Annotated in this window: 2 protein-coding genes; one reads left to right on the forward strand and one right to left on the reverse strand. The window is 65.4% G+C overall.

All coding sequences use genetic code 11. The features are described 5' to 3' along the window. Positions 1 to 348 precede the first annotated feature (348 nt). Positions 349 to 840, forward strand: coding sequence for a hypothetical protein (locus DWA33_RS02075; protein WP_430707855.1), 492 nt, complete (start codon positions 349 to 351; stop codon positions 838 to 840). A gap of 83 nt (positions 841 to 923) precedes the next feature. On the opposite strand, the gene DWA33_RS02080 is transcribed toward DWA33_RS02075, so the two are convergent. Next, entirely contained in the window at positions 924 to 21,155 is a 20,232-nt protein-coding gene (locus DWA33_RS02080; protein WP_114356446.1) for a T1SS-143 repeat domain-containing protein, read from the reverse strand. Positions 21,156 to 21,751: the final 596 nt, after the last annotated feature.

Raw genomic sequence — 21,751 nt, forward strand, 5'->3', positions numbered from 1 at the left:
ACCGATCCATTGCAGCCTCGCGAGGCAATCTGCGAGCGGGGCGCGAGAACATCAAATCGCGATGCCGTGATGACCGGGATATGACGCAGCGGCCGGCGCATGCCGAACTGAGTCCCTGACGCCGCAGCGGCGATCGTGTACCGTGCGGACCGAACGACCGCGCCGGTAGTCGGTCCGGCTGACAACCGGCGACCTGCCGAGCGCGATCATCATCGGCTCGCTGCCGTTGTCGATGGCCGTTGGCTGCGACACAGTTGGCGGGCATCCTGCGGGGGCGCACTGACGATGCATTCCATCCTGCCGACACGGCGTTCGGGCCGCCTGATGCGCCCCGAGCGCGACGCGCACATGCGTTGGATCCACCGGACGGCCGCTTGCGCCGTCGCCGCCCTGATCGGCACCGCGGCCGCCCAGGCGCAATCGCCCCCCTCGGCGACCGCACCGCCTTCCGCGACCGCTCCGTCAGCCGGAGCTCCCTCCCCCGGCGCTCCCGTGACCCCGGTCGAGCGCAACGCCCGGGCCGCCGCCGGCAAGCCGGTGCGGGTCGGCGTGTACCTCAATGTCCAGCCGGATTGCAGCTCGGGCCCGCTGCCCTCGATCCGGCTGATCACCCCACCGGCGAATGGCAAGGTGGAGATCAAGCGCGGCAAGATCAGCGCCACCAACTACAAACAATGCCTGGCGCTGGAAGTGCCGGGCTTCGTGGCTTTCTACCGGTCGAAGCCGGATTTCAGCGGCGTCGACGTTCTGACCCTCGAAGTGAAGTACCCGCAGGGCCGCAGCGAAGTGCAGCGCATCACCGTCAACGTCGGCATCGGCCCGGGCGGACAGAAGATCTGAGCCGCCCGAGAGCCACGCTCGCAACGCCCCTGACGACAAGACCCGCCGGCGATAACCGGCGGGTCTTGCGCGTCGCGCCGGGCTCAGGCCGACACGGTCAGCGTGTGTGTCGTGTTCTCGAACTGCGCGAGAACGGTGTTGCCCGCAGAGTGATAGCCCTGCAGCACCGCGACGTCGGCCCAGTTCTGGCCGCCCGTCGCGCCGTCGACATCGACCTGCACCTTCACGTCGGCGCCCGAATTCACCAGCCGGACGAAGTTCGCATCGACGTTGTTACCAGGACCGTAGGCGGCATCGAGCAGAGCCGACAGGTCGAGCGAGTCGTCCTCGGCGCTGTTGTAGTCCAGGATGGTGTCGATGTTGCTGCTGCCGGTTTCGGCGAACTTGAACACGTCGGCGCCGCTGCCACCACGCAGGGTGTCGTTGCCGGCGCCGCTGATCAGGCTGTCGTTGCCGCCGCCGCCGACGATGTAGTCGTTGCCTTCGCCGCCGGACAGGACATCGTCATGCCCACCCCCGAAGATGAGGTCCCTGGCGCTGCCGCCGGTGATGGCGTTGGCGCTGCCCTCCTCGCCCGCGATGAAATTGTCCGATGAGGTGAACGACAGATCGACGGTGCGAGCACCGCCGCTCGAATTCGGATCGTTGGTCCGCACGGTATAGATCGTTGTACCTAGGTCATAGCCGTCCACCGAGCCGCCATCGAACGAGATCCGTTCGATCGCCTTGCCCCCGAAGTGATCCACCACGGTGACCTGCTGGCCGTTGTACTGGATCACCAGACTGCCCGACGACGTCCCGTTGTTGTTGTCGTAAGCCGAGAGGCCGGACAAGGCCGCACCGTCGGTGTCGATGAAGATCGCGTCGGCAATGCCGCTGCTATCGGTGATCGTGTCGATCCCATCCTGCAGGCCGAAGGCGTAGACGTCGTTGCCGATACCGGCACTGAGCGTGTCATTGCCCTTACCGCCGACGATCAGGTTGTTGCCTCCGCCGCCGTTGAGCGTATCGGCCAGATCGCCGCCGAAGATCAGGTCCGCACCGGAGCCGCCGGCAATCTTATTGGCCGCTTCGATTTCGCCAGCGATGAAGTTACTTCCGCTCGACACGCTGACGGTGCGGAAGCCGTTGGCATCAGCAACCGGATCCGAACCGTCGAAGGTGTAGTCCCCTGCGCCGAGCGTATAGCCGTAAACGGTGCCGTTATCGAAGTTGATGGTGTTCGCGGCATGGCCGGTGCCGTCGTACTGGGCTTCGACGACAATCGACTGGCCGTTGAACTGGATCATCAGATTGCCGGAACCTGCCGCAGAATTGGTGTCGTGAGCGTGCAGCCCCGTCAAGTCGGCACCGTTGGTCTTGATGACAATCCTGTCGCCGGCTCCGCCCTCGTCGTAGACGGTGTCGTTTCCGTCGGCCAGACCGAACAGATAGGTGTCGTCGCTCGAGCCGCCTTCGAGCCGGTCATCGCCGAGCCCGCCGACCAGCAGGTCACTGCCGGCGTTGCCGTAAAGCGTGTCATGACCGCCATTGCCGAACATCACGTCCCGGCTGCTGCCACCCGACATGGTGTCGCTGGCCTCGGTGCCGGCAATGATGTTGTACGACGACGTCGCCGAGTTGTTCAGGCCTTGCGCAAGCGTGTATGGCCCGGCGATCACGTACCCACCATAGCTTGCATTCGCCTGGAACAGGACATTCTCGAAAGCATTGCCGCCGACATATTGGTCGAGAACGGTGGCATAGCCGTTGCTGGTGCTGCTTGCCCAACCGATCTCCAGATTGTTGTCGCTGCGCAGGAAGGTGAGCGACGTCAGTGTGGCGAAGGACGCGTTGGCGATCCGGAGATTGTCGGTGCCGCCGGAGTCTTTGTACGAGGCGGATAGCCCGATGTTCTCGGAGGCATTGGCCGTCGAATCGTAATTGTCGGAAGTGGAGTCCGGCTTATTGGAGTTGTCGAACTGGATCGTAATCGTGTCCGCCGAGGCGTCGCTGGCGCCGTTGCTGTCCATCACCTTGAAGCCGAAGCTGACGTTTCCGACATTGGTGAAGACGTTGTCCTTCGGCGCGAAGTTCAGCATGCCGGCGGCGATGTCGGCCGACGAGACGAATTGGCCGACCGTAACCGCGGCATTGCCGTACAGCAACTGGCCGAGCCCGGCGTTGGCCGACAGTGACGTGATCGTCACGCCGCTCATCGCGTCGCCGTCGTCGTCGCTGTAGCCGAAGTCGGCCAGCGTGAGCACGCGGGTGACGTCCTCCATCACCGTCAGGGCGGCGCTGGTGCCGGTCGGCACGTCGTTGACACCCTGAACGTTCACCGTGACGGTTGCGGTCGAGGTGCCGCCGTTGCCGTCGTCGATGGTATAGGTGAAAGTATCGGTCGTGGTTTCGCCCGCAGCGAGATGCTGCAACGTCGCCGAACCGGACGCATTGTAGGTGATGAGCCCTGTCTGCGCGTCATAGCTGACCACTGCGCCCTTGGCGCTGGTGGATGACACCGACATGATCGCCGACGGTGCGTTGCTGTCGTTGCTCAGCAGCCAGCTCTGCGAGAACGAGAACGGCGCGTCCTCGGTAATCGCGGCGTAGGTGGTGCCTCCGCCGCCCGCTTCCGCGGTATAGCCGATCGTATTGGAACTGCCGCTCAACGAGACGTCGTTCCAGAAGTGATTGAGATCAGTCGCTAGGTAGTCCTCTTCAAACCCGCCCGGCGAAGTCCCGCTCGGCCCGGTGCCGCTCCAGTCCGTATAGGCGCCGTTGACGGCAAGCCCGCCAGCGTACAGCACCTGCCCAGCTTCCGGACCGGTCGCCCAGACCCAGGTGCCGTCCGTGGCCGCATCGGACGCGCCGAGATAGCTGCGGTTGCCGGAACCGACCAGGGAGTCGATCAGGCCGTCCTCGCCCGCGCTGGTGACGGTCGCGAGATAAGACTGCCCCGCGATCATCGAAGCAGCGGACGAAACCGCCGCATCCCACGACGTCGAGGTGCCGACGAATTTGTAGATGTGGCCGTTATCCGACAGCCAGGTCCAGCCTGTCGGCACCAGGGAAATGATGTCGCCCTGCGCGACCGCGGCCGTCGATGCGGGAGCAGGCGTCACGTGGATCGTGGTGGTGGCGACGTCGGACGATGCGGTGCCGTCGCTCACGGTGACGGTGACGGTGCGGTCGACGCTGCTCTGCCCGGTGCTGGAGAACGTCACCGACTCGATTGCGCTCTCATAGGCGGCGAGCGACGCCGATCCGCCGAGCGTGACGGAGACCTTTCCGGGCACCGAGGTGTCGATGACGTGGGTGGTGATGCCGAGGCTGTCGAGCAGCGACGTATCGAGATTGAGGGCATCTCCGGTCTGGGCGTTCGTCAGCGTGATGGTTGCCGACGCCATGCTGGTGTTGTCGACGTCGGTCAGGTGCGAGTCGGTATCGGCGATAGACTTCGCGGCGGCGCCGCCGACATAGCTCGTCTGATAATTGGCCCCCGTCATGCCGGCGCTGTTGTCGGTATCGAGGTCGAACACCGGCTTGTCGTTGACAGCCGCCACCGTGATCGTCCCTATCACCGAGGTGGTGCCGCCGTCTCCGTCCGTCATCGTGTAGGTCACCGCCCGAGTCAACGTACTCGGATCCTCGGAGGCGCTGACGAAGGCGACGCTTTCGATCAATGCCGCGATGGCCTCGGGCGTTGCAGTGGACAGGAACGTAACGACCAGCGGCGCGCCATTGTCGCCGCCGGACACCGTGCCGACAACGACGAGCGTCTCAGCACCGATCGGATTGTAGCTGACGGTCGATCCGTTGATGTGGATCATGCCGTCGCCGGTGCCCTGCTCCTTGAGCATCAACGAGTCATAGCTTGCACCGTTGGCCGTCAGTGCAACGGTGAGCGAGCCCCCGGCGAAGTTCGCCGAGTCGCTATCGACCACCGTCACCGACGGGGCGATGACCGTGGGGCCCATGTTCTCCTCATAGGCCAGCGTGCCGATCCCGGTGATCACCGGCGCGTCATTGCCCGGATACACCGTGAGGCTAACGGTGTCGGCCACGCTCGAGAACGCCGTGGAGCCGCCATTGACACTGACGTCGGCATAGCTTCCGGGCGTTCCCGCGGTCTGATCCCAGGCGCGGATCGTCAGGCCGTCGCTGACGGTGCCGTCGTAGCCGGCCGCCGGCTGGAAGTAGACGTACCAGTTGCCGTACAGCAGCAGCGCGTGGCTGTCCGACAGGCCGGCCGGATTGAGCGCAAACCAAGTGTTACCGTCCATCGACCACGACCAGGTGCCGTGCGCTGTGCTGGCGCCGGTGATGGCGATGCCCGCGACCGTGCCGTCGACATCGTTGACGTTGCCGATGCCGGAGGCACTGGCCAGCGACGAGACCTGGACCTTGCCGGCGAAGCTCGCGGGACCGGCGTCCTCGACCAGGGTGATCGTCGGGGTCTTGGTCGCATCGAGTACCGGGGCGTCGTTGACGCCGGTGACGCGCAGCGTGAGGAACGCCGACGACGCGTCGGCACCATCGCCATGCAGCGTGTAGCCGATCGGGATCGTCAAGAAAGAGCCGCCCGAGAGCTTGTTCCAGTCGGTCCCCAGCAGCGTCACCTGGATCTTGTTGTCACTCGTGACGGTGACCTGAAGATCGCTGGCGTCGATGCCGTAGGTGTTGTTGGGCACCTGAATGCCGGAGATCGTCACGGTGTTCGGCGCGCCGTCATCGACATCGCGGGTGTCGTTGGCCAGCACGTCGAAGATCGCCGATCCGGCGTCCTCCGTCATCCGGAACGCCGGATCCGTCGCGCCGTTGTCGGCGACCGCCTGCGGCAGGTCGTTGACCGGGGTGATGTCCATCGTGGCCGAGCCGGGGACGGACGTCGTGCCGTCGCTGACGGTGTAGCTGAACGACACCGCGGTGTCGTCGTTGGCGGACGGCGTGTAGGTCCAGGTGCCGTCGTTGTTGTTCACCAGCGTGCCGCCGCCGGTCGCGATCTGCAGATTGGTCGCCGTCAGCGTCGAGCTATCGATGTCGCTGGCGTTGGCGAGGAGTTGCGCCTGGGTGATCAGGTGCGCGCCGCTGTCTTCGGCAATCGCCGCAAGCGCCACCGGCGTCGTCACCGGCGCGTCGTCGATCGGGTTCACGTCGATCGTGATGGTCTTGGTCGCGATCAGACTGCCGCCGCTGCCGGTGTTGCCGTTGTCGGTGATCGAGATATGGATCTGCGCCGGCGCCTCGCTGTTCGGCGTCGGCTTGAACACGAGGTTGGCCAGTGCCGCATTGAGCTGCGAGATCGTCGTAACACCGAATACGATCGAGTTCGCAGTGCCGCCGCTGGGAAACGTCAGCGTCCCGTTCGTAATCGAGATGCTGCCGGTGAGCGCCACGTTGCCGTCAACGTCGGAGAACGTGATGGCGTCGGACCCGCCGAAGGTGAACGAGCCGTCCTCGTCGACGGTGATGTCGGCCGGGGCGTGGATCTGCGGCGCGTCGTTGACCGCTGCTACCTCGATCGTGAGCGTCGCGGTGTCGGTCGCTCCCGACGCGTCCGTGACAGTGTATTCGACGGTGTCGATGCCGTTGAAGTCCGCCTTCGGTGTGTAGCTGTAGGTTCCGTCGGCGTTGAAGTGGATGATGCCACCGCCCGACGTGGCATAGTCCCCGGCCACCACGCTGATCGTATCGCCCGTATCCGGATCGCTGTCGTTGGCGAGCACGCCTTGGGCCGGATCCGACACCACGAGAGGCATATCCTCGGTCGCCGAGACGGAATCGTCGACCGCGATCGGCGCATCCGCGATCGGGTTGACGTCGATCGTGATGGTCTTCGTCGCGATCAGACTGCCGCCGCTGCCGGTATTGCCGTTGTCGGTGATCGAGATATGGATCTGCGCCGGCGCCTCGCTGTTCGGGATCGGCTTAAACACGAGGTTGGCCAATGCAGAATTGAGCTGCGAGATCGTCGTAACACCGAATGTGATCGAGTTCGCCGTGCCGCCGCTGGGGAACGTCAGCGTCCCGTTCGTAATCGAAATGCTGCCGGTGAGCGCCACGTCGCCATCGACGTCAGAGAACGTGATGGCGTTCGACCCGGCAAAGGTGAACGAGCCGTCCTCGTCGACCGTGATGCCGGCCGGCGCGTGGATCTGCGGCGCGTCGTTGACCGCATCGACGCCGAGGCTCGAGCTGACTTCCGCCGTCGAAAACGCCGAGGTGCCGCCATTGACCGAGGTGTCGGCCTTGCTGCCTTCGGCCCCGCTGGTCTGGTCCCAGGCTCGATAGGTGATGGCGTTGGCGACCGAGCCGTTCCAGTCGGCGTTGGGCTGGAAGTACAACCGCGCGTTTTCGCCGAGCAGCAGCGCCTGAGTTCCGGACACATTGCCGACATTGGACCAGGTCGCGCCGTTGTCGAGCGAGTACCACCAGGTGCCGTTCGCCGCGTTGGCCCCGGTCAGCGCGATGCCGGTCACCGCGCCGGCGTCGGGATCGGCGACGTTGTTGTGGCCGCCATTGCCGGGCAGATCGACCAGATCGGACACCTTGGTGCCGACCGCTCCCACCGGCGCACCGGCGTCTTCGACCTGCGCGCCGAGCGCGACGCCCGGCCCGGTCAGCACCGGCGCATCGTTCGGATCGACGATGATCTGATCGACCTGCACAGTCGCGGTGCTTTCGGCGCCGTGGCTGTCACGAACCGTGTAGGTGAACGAAGTGACGCCGGGCTGCACCACGACATCACCGCCGACCAGCGTCACGCCCTGGCCACCGACCGACACGATGGTGAACGTATCGCCGTTGTCGACGTCGTAGTCGTTGGCCAGCAGCGTGGCCGCGGACACCGTCAGCGGCGACGCGGTGTACCACTTCATGTTGTCGATGGAGACCTGCAGCTCGTAGTTCCCCGTCGTGCCTCCGCTGTAACGCGCGATTTCGATATAGTAGGTGCCGTCCGCCGTCGCCGTGTAGGTCAGGTACGAATCGCGTCCGCCGTTGCTGTCGTTGGAACCGCCCCCGCCCAGCGACTTCGACGAATCGTCGTTGTATGCCAGCACGTCGCCGTTGGCGGCCCGCACACGAAGGATCGTATCGAGGTTGCCCGACGTGTTGTCGACGTCGAGGACCAACTTCTCGCCCGCCTTCAGCGTGATGGCGAAATAGTCCGAACTACCATCCGTGATCGATCCCTTGACGGTGATCGACGGATCGGTCGCCTCGGTCAGATTGGCGTTCGCAGCGACCTTCAGCAGCGACCTGTCGATGACGTTGGCGTTGGGCCGGCTGTTGTTGTTTTCGGCCTCGTCGAGCACCGGGGTCGACGACGCCGCGCCGGGCGGGACGCCGATGTATGTCATGCTCACAGTGTCGCCGGTGGCGACCGGCGCGTCGTTGGTGCCGTGAAGCTGAATGTCGACGTTCCGGGTCGTGACCCCGCCGTGGCCGTCGTCGATGCTGACGGTATAGGTCTGGGTCACGGTCTGTCCCGCGGCCAGATGCTGAATCTCGGAATCGTTCACCGTGTAGGTCCAGGTGATCGTTCCCTGCCTGTCGGCGGTGGCGCTGTCGGTGATGACCGGCGTGAAGGTGCCGTAATAGCCGCCCGCCGCCGGCGTGTAGCTGACCTGATGGACGTCGCCGATGTCGACGTCGCTGAAGGACAGCGTGCCGCTGGCGGTCTCGATCCCGGTCTGGACCACGGCTGTGACCGACACGTCGTCGAGCACCCACCAGCCCCTGCTGTCCTGCATCTCGATCGTCAGCGTCGTGCTCGGCCCGGTCGCGACGACGGTGATGCTGTACAGCGTGAAGGCGGTGTAGGAGCCGGACGCAGGGATGTTGCCCTGCGAGAACGCCGTCTGCCCGTCCCAAAGGACCTTCAGACTCTCGACTTCGCCCAACGAGTCGAACGGATTCGAGGCGTAGAACGAGATGGTGTAGGTGACGCCGGCCACCGTCTGGATCGTCTGGGTGAGCGTTCCGGTCGTTTGGTAGACGCCGACCGACGAGCTGCCGCTGTGCGGTTCGCTGATCAGATCGATATTGCTGGTCGTCCAGCCGCTCAGCCGCGCGGCTGACGTCGGCCCCTCGAAGCTGCCGTTGGTCACCCGCTGGCTCAGCGGGATGGTGTAGGTGAAATCTTCAGTCACCTGGCCGGACGAAACCGAGGTGAATTCCGGCGGCGTGTTGACGAGATCGGGCAGCGTCCAGTCGCCGTCGGCGAACCTGAAGGTCTCGTAGTTGGTCAGGAGGTGAGTGACGCCGTTATAGGTCACCTGGACGCCGGTCAGGGTCACGCCGTCCGGCGCAAACACCTTGGCGTAGGTCGCGTCGGCCTTGTTGAATCCGAACTTGACGGTGTCGCTGTCGGAGCCGCCGTCCGACACGATCCGGATGTCGTGGGCGTAGTTGGTCAGGTCGAGCGTGTCGGCGCCGCCGTCGCCGTCGATGGTCAGGGTCGATGTGGCGATCCCGGTACCGAGCAGCGGACCGGTGATGTTGAACGTGTCGCTGCCGGCGCCGCCCTCGACGACCCATTCCTCGACCGCGGCGGTCGCGACCTCGTAGTTCGAGCCGTCCGCCGCCGTCGACGTCGTGTCGATGTTGGCCGCCAGATGGCTGATGCCGCCGAGATTGATGGCGTTGATGTTGAAGGTCTCGTCGGCAGACGTACCGTTGATGATCTGCGTATCGGTGTCGGCGCCGCCGTCCACCGTGTCTCGGCCGCCGATGCCGACATCGTAGATAGTGGTGTCGTCCCCGGCCCCGCCCTGCAGGGTGTTCAGACCGCCACCGCCGATCAGGATGTCGGCGCCACCGTTGCCGAACAGCTTGTTGTTGCCCACTCCGCCGATCAGGATGTCGCCGGCGTTGCCGCCATTGGCCATCGTGATCGCCCCGAGCCGATCCAGTCCGACCACCTTGTCGGCAACCGTGGCGCGGTCGGTGACGCTGTGGGCCAACACGGTCTGACCATTGACCGTCTGTGCTGTGTCGCTGAGGTTGACGAACACGGCCGAGTCGGGAGCCGTGTAGGCGGTCGAGACCGAGCCGGCCGCATCGACGACGACGCTGAAGCCGTTGGTGAAGTCGTCATCGCCGTCAGCGTCGATGATGCGGAAGCCGAATGCCAGCGTGAGCTGTTGCGTCGTACCGGTCGCGCCAGGGTGATCGAGCGGCTGCAGCAGGGTGAAATTGTACGAGCCGGTGCCGGCATCGGACAGGGTCACCGTGAACACCTGGGCGTCCGCCGCTGCGGCAATATTGCTGCCGAGCAGAGCGCCGTTCTGGCCGACGAAGCTGGTGCCGTTGAAGCGGTAGGCGCTCAGCGTGGTTCCGTCGGGCGACAGCACGTAGATCAGCCCGACGCCGAGCGAGGTCAGCGTCACCGCGGCGCCGTCCTGGGTGAGGACGGACGTCGGCGACGCCTGCACGAACGTGACCGAGGCGCCGGCGCTGTCGCCGTCGGCACCGAAATCGATCTCGAGATCGACATCGCCGGTCGAGACGCTACCGGCCGCCTCCTCGATCGTCACCGGATCGATGTCGTTGGACTGCGGCGACCAGTCCTCGAGCGTGACCGTGAAGGTCTGCGTCACGGTGTCGCCGTCCCCGTCGTGACCGGTGACGCCGAAGGTGAGCGGCAGCGTGTCGTCATAGGTGCCGAAATGATCGAGCGCCTGGTACAGCACAAACTGATAGGATGGATTGCCGGCGGCGATCAGATTGACGGTGAACACCGGGTTGTCGGGCGTGTCGCCGTCCTTGTAAGCGATCAGTTTCTGATCCAGCGGATTGCTGCTGCCGTCGGCGGGTACGATCGCGTATTTCAGCGCGACGCCGCCGGAGGTCAGCGCCAGCACGTTGCCGAAATCGTCGGTGATCGTCGTGCTGGTGAAGGTCAGATGGACGTTGCGATCGTCTGAATTCCAGTCGATCTCGAGGTTGCCGAACGTGGTCGGATGCGGACCGTCGAGATAGCGCTCTTCTACCGAGCCGACCTCGGCACCGGCGGTGACCTGCGGCACGTCGTCGATCACGTCCACGGTGAACGAACCCGGCGTGACGTCGCCGTCGCTGTCGGTCGCGGTGAAGCCGAAGTTCAGCGGCAGCGTGTTGGCGCCATCGCCAGTCGGGTGGTCGAGATTGTCGTACAGCGTGAAATTGTACGAGCCGTTGCCGGCGTCCGACAGCGACACCGAGAACACCCGCGCCGCATTCGACGGCGACGTGCCGAGGTCGCCGCCATTGCCGGCCAGATAGTGGCCGTTCTCGTAGCGATACGCGGTCAGGGTCTGACCATCGGCCGACAGCCGGTAGACCAGATCGTATCCGTTGGACGTGATGCCGGCAGGCACCGCATCCGCCAGCGACGCGGCGAACGCCACCGAGCGGTCGTGCACGCCTGCGCCCGCCGTCGGGTTGGCGTCGTCCGCGCCCCAGGAGATGTTCAGCGAAACGTTGGACAGACTTTGGGCCTGGAACGCGTTGGAGAAGCCCGAAGCGGTCAGTTCCGTGACCGACTGGCTGTCGATCGCCGTGATCGTCGGTGCGCCGTCATGGATCGTTGTCCGGATGATGCCGGTGACGACGTCGCCGTCGCCGTCGCTGAAGGCCACGGTGGCGTCGACACAAAGGTCGGCGATCGGCGCTCCGTCCTGCGCGGCTTTGTGGTCGATCGGCCCGTACAGGGTCGTGGTGGCGCTGGCGTCGGTGTCGGTGAGCTTGATCTCGAGGATCGTGACGTCGCCATTGCCGCCATTGTCGGCCGAGGCGACGTAGCCCCTAATGGTATTCGCATCGACCTTGACGAAGGTGATCGCCCGCCCCTCGGACGTCAGCAGCGGCTCGCGATGCGCGCCCGCCGAGACGTCGAAGCTGACATTGCCGGCGAGCCCCGCGCCGATATCGAGCTTGATCGCGCCGGTGAACGCCGTCGCGCCGTAGCCGTCGGCGCCGAACTGCACCGCGAAGCTGTGACCGTCGGCATCGGGACCGCCGCTGAGCTGCGCCTCGTAGACGTCGTTGTAGCGATAGGTCTGCGTCAGAGTCGGGGTGTCGTCGTTGACCTTCACGGTCAGCGACCCGGAGGCGGTGTCGTTGTCGCGGTCGGTGACCGTGTAGTTGAAGGTCAGCGACAAGGTTTCTTCGGTCGCCCCCGGGGTCGGATGCACCAGCGGCTTGAGCGCCGTGAAGGTGTAGGATCCGTCGGCATTGATCGTCAGTCTGGCCGCATCGCCGTGAGCGCCGGACGCGATCCAGGTGGTCGCGCCGCCTACAACGGTCGGACTGCCCCAGGTGACGGATTCCGTCTGCGCGACGCCGTTCGCGTCGGTGTAGATCGCGCTGAACGACGTGGTGGCACCCAGCACCACGCTCTTGAAGCCGTCCGCCCCGATGGCAAACAGCGCGCCTGCGGAGCCGCTCACCGTCGTCGCGTCGGCCACGTCGCCGGTGCCGTTTGCGTTGCCGCCAAAGGCATCGTCGTCCAGCACCGTGTCGGCCGTGACCGCGCCGGTCGAGGTCGGCGCGTCGTCGTGGATCGTTGTCCGAATGATGCCGGTGACGACGTCGCCGTCGCCGTCGCTGAAGGCCACCGTGGCGTCGACCCGGATGCTGGCGATCTGAGACCCATCGGCCACGGCGATGTGGTCGATCGGCCCGTACAGGGTCGTGGTGGCGCTGGTATCGGTGTCAGTCAGCTTGATCTCGAGGATCGTGACGTCGCCGTTGCCGCCATTGTCCGCCGAGGCGACGTAGCCGCGGATGGTGTTGGCGTCGACTTTGACGAAAGTGATCGCCCGCCCGTCGGACGTCAGCAGCGGCTCGCGATGCGCGCCCGCCGAGACGTCGAAGCTGATATTGCCGGGCAGACCCGGGCCGATGTCGAGCTTGATGGCGCCAGTGAACTCGGTCGCGCCATAGCCGTCGGCACCGAACTGAACGGCGAAGTTGTGGCCGTCGACATCGCGGCCGCCGGAGAGCTGCGGCTCGTAGACGTCGTTGTAGCGATAGGTCTGGGTCAGCGTCGGGGTGTCGTCGGCGACGTTGACCGTGACGGTCTGGTCGACCGTGTCGCCGTCGCCATCCACGCCGCGCACCTGGAACGTCACCGGCAGCGTCGTTCCGTTGACGCCGGAATGATCGAGATTCTCGAACAGCGTGAACACATAGGTCGGATTCGACGGCGAATTCAGCGCGATGATGAAAACGGCGTTACCGTCGATCTGCGCGTCCCCGGTCTTGAAGGCGACCAATTCCTGATCGACGCCGTTGCTGGCGGTGCGCACCAGATACACCAGCGGCACTCCGTCCGAGGTCAGACCGGCCGTGATCACCGGGTTGCCGCCCGACGTCACAAACTCGAGGTGGCGACCGCCGTAGTCGTCCGCGTTCCAGTCGATCTTCAGCGCACCGGTGGTGACCGACAAGCCGCCGGTCAGGGCGACTTCGGTCACCGCGCCGACATCGGGCGAGCCGGTCGCGACCGGCACGTCGTCGATCACGTCCACGGTGAACGATCCGGACGTGACGTCGCCGTCGCTGTCGGTCGCGGTGAAGCCGAAGTTCAGCGGCAGCGTGTTGGCGTCGGCGCCGGTCGGATGGTCGAGATTGTCGTACAGCGTGAAATTGTACGAGCCGTTGCCGGCGTCCGACAGCGACACCGAGAACACCCGCGCCGCATTCGACGGCGAGGTGCCGAGGTCGCCGCCATTGCCGGCCAGATAGTGGCCGTTCTCGTAGCGATACGCGGTCAGGGTCTGGCCGTCGGCCGACAGCCGGTAGACCAGATCGTATCCGTTGGACGTGATGCCGGCAGGCACCGCATCCGCCAGCGACGCGGCGAAGGCGACCGAGCGGTCGTGCACGCCTGCGCCCGCCGTCGGGTTGGCGTCGTCCGCGCCCCAGGAGATGTTCAGCGAAACGTTGGACAGACTCTGGGCTTGGAACGAGTTGGAGAAGCCCGAAGCGGTCAGTTCCGTGACCGACTGATTGGCGATGGTCCCGATCGTCGCGCTGTCGTCGTCGATCGTCACCGTGAAATTGCCGGTGACCTGGTCGTTGTCCGAATCCGTGGCGGTGAAGCCGAACGTCAGGTTGACGTCGTTCTCGTCGCCGCCGGCCGGATGATCGACGTTCTTCAGCAGCGTGAAGCTATAGCTGCCGGCGCCGCTGTCATCGAGCGTGACCGTGAACACCCGGCTGCCGCTCGACGGCGGATTGCCGCCGGACGGATTGGCGCCCGTGTAGCCGTAGAGCGTGTTGCCGACCACCCAAAGCTTCACCTGCACGCCGTCGGCCGTCAGCAGGCCTGCGTCAGACGTCGCATTCTGGCCGTTGGTGATGCCCGAGAAGGCCACCGAGCGGTTCGCCGTGCCGGAATTGTTGTCGTCCGCGCCCCAGGAGATCGCGAGCGAGCCGGTCGCCGCGACGTTGGCGCCCGCGACGTCGCCGGTCGCCGGCGCGGTGTTGCCACCGCTGAGGCCATCCTCATCGACAGTCTTGGTCTCCGTGGTACCGATCGACGGACGGCCGTTGTCGTCGTTGATGGTGACGGTGAAGCTGCTGCCGACGGTGTCGTCATCGGCATCGGTCGCGGTGAAGCCGATGTCGAGCGACAGCGCGTTGCCCTGCCCGGTGCCGCGATGATCGACGTTGTCGAGCAGTTCGAACGTGTAGCTGCCCGAACCGTCGTCCGACAGGGTGATGTGGAACACCTTGCGGTCGTTCAGCGAAAGCGAGCCGCCATTGTCGTTGGCGACGCCCCAGATCTCGGTGTCCGAAACCCGGATGAACTGCACCGTGACGCCGTTCGAGGTCAGCGCCGGGCTGCCCCAGGCGGTGGTGCGGACGACGTCGCCGCTGTCGATCGACGAGCTGAACGCGACCGAGCGATTGGCCGCACCGGAATTGTTGTCGTCGGCGCCCCAGTTGATGGCGAGCGAGACGTTCGACGCGGTCTGGGTCTGGAACGCTTCCGTGCCTGCCAGGCCTGTGGTGTTTTCGGTCAGCGTTGCGTCGACGGTGTTTCCGATCACCGGGACGTCGTCCTTGATGGTGACGGTGAAGCTGTCGCTCGACGTGTCGCCATCGCCGTCGGTCGCGGTGTAGCTGAATTCCAGCCTGATGACGTTCTCGCCGGCGCCGGCCGGATGGTCGAGATTGTCGAGCAACGTGAAGGTGTAGGAGCCGTCGTCCTGGTCGCTCAGCGACACTTCGAACACGCGGGTGCCGTTGGCGAGGTCGGTGCCGGTGTAGCCGACCAGCACGCCGTTCTCGAAGGCGTACTTGACCGTCTGGCCATCCGACTTCAGCGTCAGGTTCTGGCCGTAGGCGTTCTCCGCATCGACATTGGCGCTCGCGGTCGCATAGCTGAATCCGACCGAGCGGTCGCCGAGGCCGCCGCCCGACGTCGGGTTGGCGTCGTCCGAGCCCCAGGACACGTTGAGGTCGCCGCTGACGATACGCGGCTCCTTGGCGCTGTCGGTGCCGCTCGGGAGGTCGTCCTCGTCGACCGTGCGGGCGTCGCCGCCATAGGCCACGGGCGTGGTGTCGAGCACCGTGACCTTGAAGCTGCTGGTCGCGGTGTCGCCGTCTCCGTCGGTCGCCTTGAAGCCGAAACTCAGCGCAAGGCTGCCGTCGTTCGGACCGGACGACGCGTGATCGAGGTTGTCGAACAGCGTAAAGGTGTAGCTGCCATCGCCGCTGTCGGAGAGCTGAACGGTGAAAACGACGCGGTTGTCCGCGGTGGTCGCGGTCAGCAGCGTGCCGTCCGGCGAGATCGAGTAGCTGATCGGCGAGCCGTCCGAGGTCAGCCCGGTTGCACCCTGGCTGGTTGTGAACACCACCGAGCGGTTGCTGATGGCGCCCGAATTGTTGTCGTCCGCGCCCCAGGAAATTTCCAGATCACCGGTCTGCACCGTCGAATTCGGATAGTCGGGATGGTTGGCATCGTAGTTCGTCGTCGGCAGATCCGTTTCACGGACAACCTCGTCGTCGGGATTGCCGATCACCGGCGCGTCGTCGATGATCTTGACGGTGAAGCTGCCGGTGACGGTGTCGCCGTCGGAATCCGTCGCGGCGAAACCGAAGCTGAGCGGCAGCGCGTCTTCGCCCTGCACCGCGCCGGGATGGTCGATGGTGTCGACCAGCGTGAACGCGTAGGATCCGTTGCCGGAATCCGACAGCCCGACGACGAACACCACATTGGCTGCAATCGCCGCGCCCGAGGTCGTCGGCACCGCCGACGGCGCAGTGTCGCCGGTGTAGGCGACCAGCACCTCGGCGCCGTTGAGGGTGAAGACCTTGTAGTGGATTTCCGCGCCGCGCGAGGTCAGCTGCTGCGCTTCCAGCGCCGCGATGCCGGCAGCGGTGAAGTACACGCTGCGATCACCTGGCTGGCCGTTGCCGTCGTTGGCGCTGTCCGCGCCCCACGCGATCGCCAGCGTACCGCCGGCGGTCTCGGTGGTGTTGTCGACGAAATACGGGAAGCCGAGGAAGCTGCCCCAGCCATCACCATCGCCCGTCCCCGACGTGTCCTCGTTGCCGGGACCGACCACAATCCACTGCTCTTCCTCGACCACGCCGTCCTGGTAGGGCGTACCGACCACCGGAACGTCGTCAACGATCGAAACGGTGAAAGTGCTCGACGAGGTATCGCCGTCGGAATCGGTCGCGGTGTAGCCGAACGTCAGCGACAGCGTGTTCTCGCCGCTGCCGGCCGCATGATCGAGCGGCTGCTTCAGGGTGAAGCTGTACTCGCCGTTACCCGCGTCCGACAGCGTGGCGAACAACACCACGTTGCCCGCCGCCGTCGAGGCCGGCGCGATTGGTCCGGTGTAGCCGACCAGGGTGCCGTCAGGCAGCAGCGTGAACTGTACGGTCTGTCCGCGCGAGGTGAGAGCCTCGCCATAGGCACCAGACACCGCGACGGACGCGCCGCTGAACGCCACGGAGCGGTCGCCGGGCTGGCCGGTGCCGTCATTGGCGTCGTCTGCACCCCAGGCGATGTTCAGCGAAATGTTGCTGACCGATGCGGTGAAACCGTCGGCCTCGTTGTTGCCCCCGGCAAGCGACTCGTCCTCGACCGTCGACGAGTTGCCGACATTTGCGATCGGGCTGTCGTCGACGACGTTGACGGTGAACGTATCGCGCGCGACGTCGCCATCGCCGTCGCGCGCCGTGAAGGTGAAGCGGAACGACAGCGAGTCTTCCTGCGACGCGCTGCTGCCGCTGACCGGATGATCGAGCACACCGCTCAGATTGAAGACATAGGCGCCGGAGCCCTGATCCGACAGCGTCACCGTGAACACGGTCTGGTTGCTACCCGCCGTCGTCGCCGTCAGCACCGTGCCGTTGGCAGAGAGCGTGTAGATCAGGCTCTCGCCGCCCGAGGTGAGATCGGCGAGGCTGATTGCCCCGTTTCCGCCGGTGACGGCGACGAACTGCGCGGCGACCGCAGCGCTGATCACGCCGTCCGCGATGTAGGCCCCGCTGGTCCCGCCGAACACGACCGAGCGGTCACCCGCTGCCTGCGTGCCGGCGTAGCCGACGCTGCCGCCGACGTTGGAATCGTCGCCGCCCCAGAAGATGTTGAGCGGGCCGCCGGCCGTCGCGGTGGTGAGGTCGACCAGGCCGCCCAGCGTGAAGTCGCCGTCGCCGACGCCGCGGGTGTCCTCGTTGCCGCCGAGTTGCTCTTCCTCGACGGTGCGGGTCAGGATCGTTCCGACCGCCACGGGGGCGTCGTCGATCACCTTGACGCTGAACGACGCCGGCTCGGTGGTGTCGCCGTCGCTGTCTGTGGCGGTGAACTGGAACTGCAGCGCCAGCGAATCCTCGCCCTGCACTTCGCCCTTGTGATCGACGGTGTCGATCAGCGTGAACTTGTAGGACCCCGCGCCGGAATCCGACAGGCTGACGGTGAACACCACATGCGCCGCAATCGCCGCATTGGTGTTGGCCGGGACCGACGCCGGCTCGACGCTGCCGGTGTAGGCGACCAGCACCTGGCCGCCATTGATGGTGAAGACCTTGTAGTGGATCTCTGCGCCGCGCGAGGTGAGCTGCTGCGCCTCGAGCGCGGCGACGCCGGCGGCGGTGAAGGCGACCGCGCGGTCGCCGGGCTGGCCGTTGCCGTCGTTGGCGTTGTCGGCGCCCCAGGCGATCGCCAGCGTGCCGTTGGCCGTCTGCGTGGTGCGGTCATTGAGCACGACCGGCACGCCGACCACCGTGATGCCGGTGTCGGCATCGCCGCTGCCGCCGAAATCTTCGTTGCCGGCGCCGACGACGATCGGCTGCTCTTCCTCGACCACGCCGTCCTGATAGGGCGTGCCGACCACCGGAACGTCGTCGACGATGTCGACGGTGAAGCTGCTGGACGACGTGTCGCCGTCGGAATCGGTGGCGGTGTAGCCGAAGGTCAGCGACAGCGTGTTCTCGCCGTTGCCACCGAAGTGGTCGAGCGTCTTGACCAGCGTGAAGTTGTACTCGCCGTTATTGGCGTCCGACAGCGTGGCGAACAACACCACGTTGGATGCGCTGGTCGACGTCGGCACCGCCTCGCCGGTGTAGCCGACCAGCGTGCCGTCCGGCAGCAGCGCGAACTGCACCGTCTGCCCGCGCGACGTCAGCACCTCCCCATAAGCGCCCGACACCGTGACGTTGGCGCTGGTGAAGGCGACCGAGCGGTCGCCCGGCTGGCCGTTGTTGTCGTTGCCGTTGTCCGAGCCCCAGGCGATGTTGAGCGAAATATTGGAAACCGAGGCAGCGTAACCGTCGGCGGATTCGTTGTTGCCGCCCGCGAGCGACTCATCCTCGACCGTCGCCTTGGTGCCGGTATTCGCAATCGGTGTATCGTCGACGATCTGAACCTGAAACACGCTCGAGGACGTATCACCGTCGGAATCGGTCGCGGTGTAGTTGAAGTTCAGTGCCAGCGTGTTTTCGCTGCCGCCCGCAGCGTGATCGAGCGGTTTCACCAGGGTGAAGCTGTATTCGCCGTTGTTGGCGTCGGACAGCGATGCGTAGAACACCACGTTCGGCCCCGAGATCGCGGTCGGAGCGGTCTCGCCGGTGTAGCCGACCAGTTCGCCGGTCGCCAGAATGGCGAAGCGCACCTGCTGCCCGAGCGAGGTCAGCGTTTCGCCATAGGCGCCGACCACCGTGACGTCGGCGTTGGTGAAGGCAACAGAGCGGTCGCCCGGCTGGCCGTTGCCGTCGTTGCCGTTGTCGGCCCCCCAGGCGATGTTCAGCGAGACGCCGCTCACCGCGGCGCCGCCGACGCCGTCCTCCTCGTCGTTGCCGCCGGGAAGCCCCTCGTCCTCGACCATCGAGGTGTCGCCGCTGTCGGCGATCGGCACGTCATCGACGACATTGACGGTGAAGGTGCTGGACGACGGGTCACCGTCGCCGTCGGTCGCGGTGTAGTTGAAGGTCAGCGACAGCGTGTTCTGTTCGCCGCCCGCCGCGTGGTCGAGCGGCTTCACAAGGGTCAGATTGTAGCTGCCGTTGCCGGCGTCCGAGAGCGACGCGAACAGCACCACATTGGCCGCGCCGGTCGAGGTCGGCACCGACTCGCCGGTGTAGCCGACCAGTTCGCCGGTCGCCAGGATGGTGAAGCGCACCTGCTGTCCGAGCGAGGTCAGCGTCTCGCCATAGGCGCCGGTGACGGCGACTTCGGCATTGGTGAAGGCGACCGAACGATCGCCGGCTCCTCCGGTGCCGGTGTTGGCGTCGTCGGAATTCCAGTCGATGTTGAGCGAAACGCCGCTCACCGAAGCGGACAGGAAGCCCTCTTCGTTGTTGCCGCCGGGCAGCGCCTCGTCCTCGACGGTCGCGAGATTTCCCGGATTGGCGACCGGGACGTCGTCGGCGACGTCGACGGTGAAGCTCGACGCCACCGGGTCGCCGTCGGCGTCGGTCGCCACGATCGCGAAGGTCAGCGGCTGGGTCGCACCGTTGGGGCCGACATGATCGAGGTTGTCGAGCAGCGTGAAAGTGTAGCTGCCGGCGCCGACGTCGGACAGCGACACCGTGAACACGGTGCGGTCGCCCGCGGTGGCGACGATCGAGGTGCCGTCGGCCGACAGCGCGTAGCTGACGGTTTCGCCGTTCGAGGTCAGGCCCAAAGCGGCAAGCGTGGCGAGAGCCGAGCCGGCGAACACCAGCGAGCGGTCACCGACGACCAGCGCACCGGTGGACCCGCCGTCGACGCTGCTGTTGCCGCTATCGGCGCCCCAAGCGATGCCGAGCGACGCGGTCACGGCGCTGGAAACGAACGCGTTGCCCTCGCCGGTCTGCTCGTTCAGGCCAGTCGGCGCCACGCTGCCGGCCACCGGCGAATCGTCGTTGACGCCGATCACCACCGACACCGGTGCGGTGTCGCCGCTGCCGTCGGTCGCGATGATGTCGAAGGTGAGATTCAGCGTGTCTTCGGTGCCGCCGATCGGATGATCGAGCGGACGCAGCAACGTCACGGTGTAGGAGCCCGCGATCGTCGTGGCGGCATCGAGGGTGACGACGAACACTTGATTGGCGGCGATCGACGGATCGCTGCCGATGTAGCCGATCAGGGCCGGCTGGCCGCCGATCGTCGTGATCGCGAGGCTGACCGCCTGCCCGCCAGAGGTCAAGCCGGCAAGTCCCGGCTGGGCGGCCGCGAACGCAAAGGTGCGGCCATCGAAATCGCTCCCGAAATCGATGTTGAGCGAACCGGTGAAGCTGGTGACGAGACCGCCGCTATCCCCGAGGCCGCCGGGATTGCCTTCCAGCAGACCGTCCTCGTTGAGGATGATGCTCTGGGGCGTGCCGGGGATCGGCGTCGACGTGGAGTTGAGCGCGGAGACATTGAATCCTCCGGCCCCCGCTTCGCCTGCCAACAGCGCCAGCGGCGTGCCGCCGGCGAGCGCATCGACCGTAAACGAGCCAAAATTCGCGCCGGACGGCACGCCCGGGGCACCCGGCGTGCCTGCCGCCGGCAACACCGACTGATCGGTCGTGATCGGGAAAAGTTCCGCGAACTGATTGCCGTCGAGAATCCGGTCCGCCGCCACTTCGAACGACACGTCCGGCAACGGCGAACCTGTGTTGTTGAACACCGGATCGATCGAAATCGTCGACTGGTTGTCGAACAGGATGATCAGTCGATCGCCGATGCGAACGAAGGTCAACTTCTCGCTCGAGATGTCGCTGAAATCGATCCTGGTTGCACCGTCGAGATGGACGGTCACGGCCTGGCCACTCTGCGGCTTAGCGACCTTCAGCGGCTTGGGGGCGGCCGATGATTGCGGCGACGAACCAGACAGCTGAGCCAGCACGATCGGAGCATTCATTGGTCACAACCTCCACATCAGGGCCACATACGTGGCGGCCCTTCGACGAAGGTTAAAATATTCTTACCAATGGATTTTCGTCAATAAATCTCGCTTATTTTCAGTATGTTTGAATTGTATTGGTTAAATGTGAGACGTACAGTCAAATCTCTATATTTCGTAGTTCTGAAGACCACCGGAAGATAATCTAGACAATATTGAAGTTTTTACTTGCAGTATTGAACATTCGTGCAGCCCTTATGTTCTAGAATTCCAGATTTCGGAACCACGAATACATGTTCGGTACCCCGCCGGACCATGCGATTCACACGCAATTCCACTTCACATTGTGTGGAATACGAACCAAGCCAATGGGTATTATTTTGAACAGGCCGGCGGTAACTTTCCGAACTGGAACCGGGGTGATTGCGGCGCATCAGCGCCCATGGCTGCCCGCAGCGGCGAACCTGCCCTTTTATGTCCCCCGCCGCGCGACTCGCATCGCGGCAATCAACCGATGGTGGTGCGGCCGACCGGGCCTGCGCTGACGACGTTCGGCGCCAGATTTACGAAACGCCCGCACGCTCCGCGGGTCGCCCAACGGAAAAAGGCCGCCC

Source organism: Rhodopseudomonas pentothenatexigens (genome assembly GCF_900218015.1).
GTDB classification, from domain to species: Bacteria; Pseudomonadota; Alphaproteobacteria; order Rhizobiales; family Xanthobacteraceae; genus Rhodopseudomonas; species Rhodopseudomonas pentothenatexigens.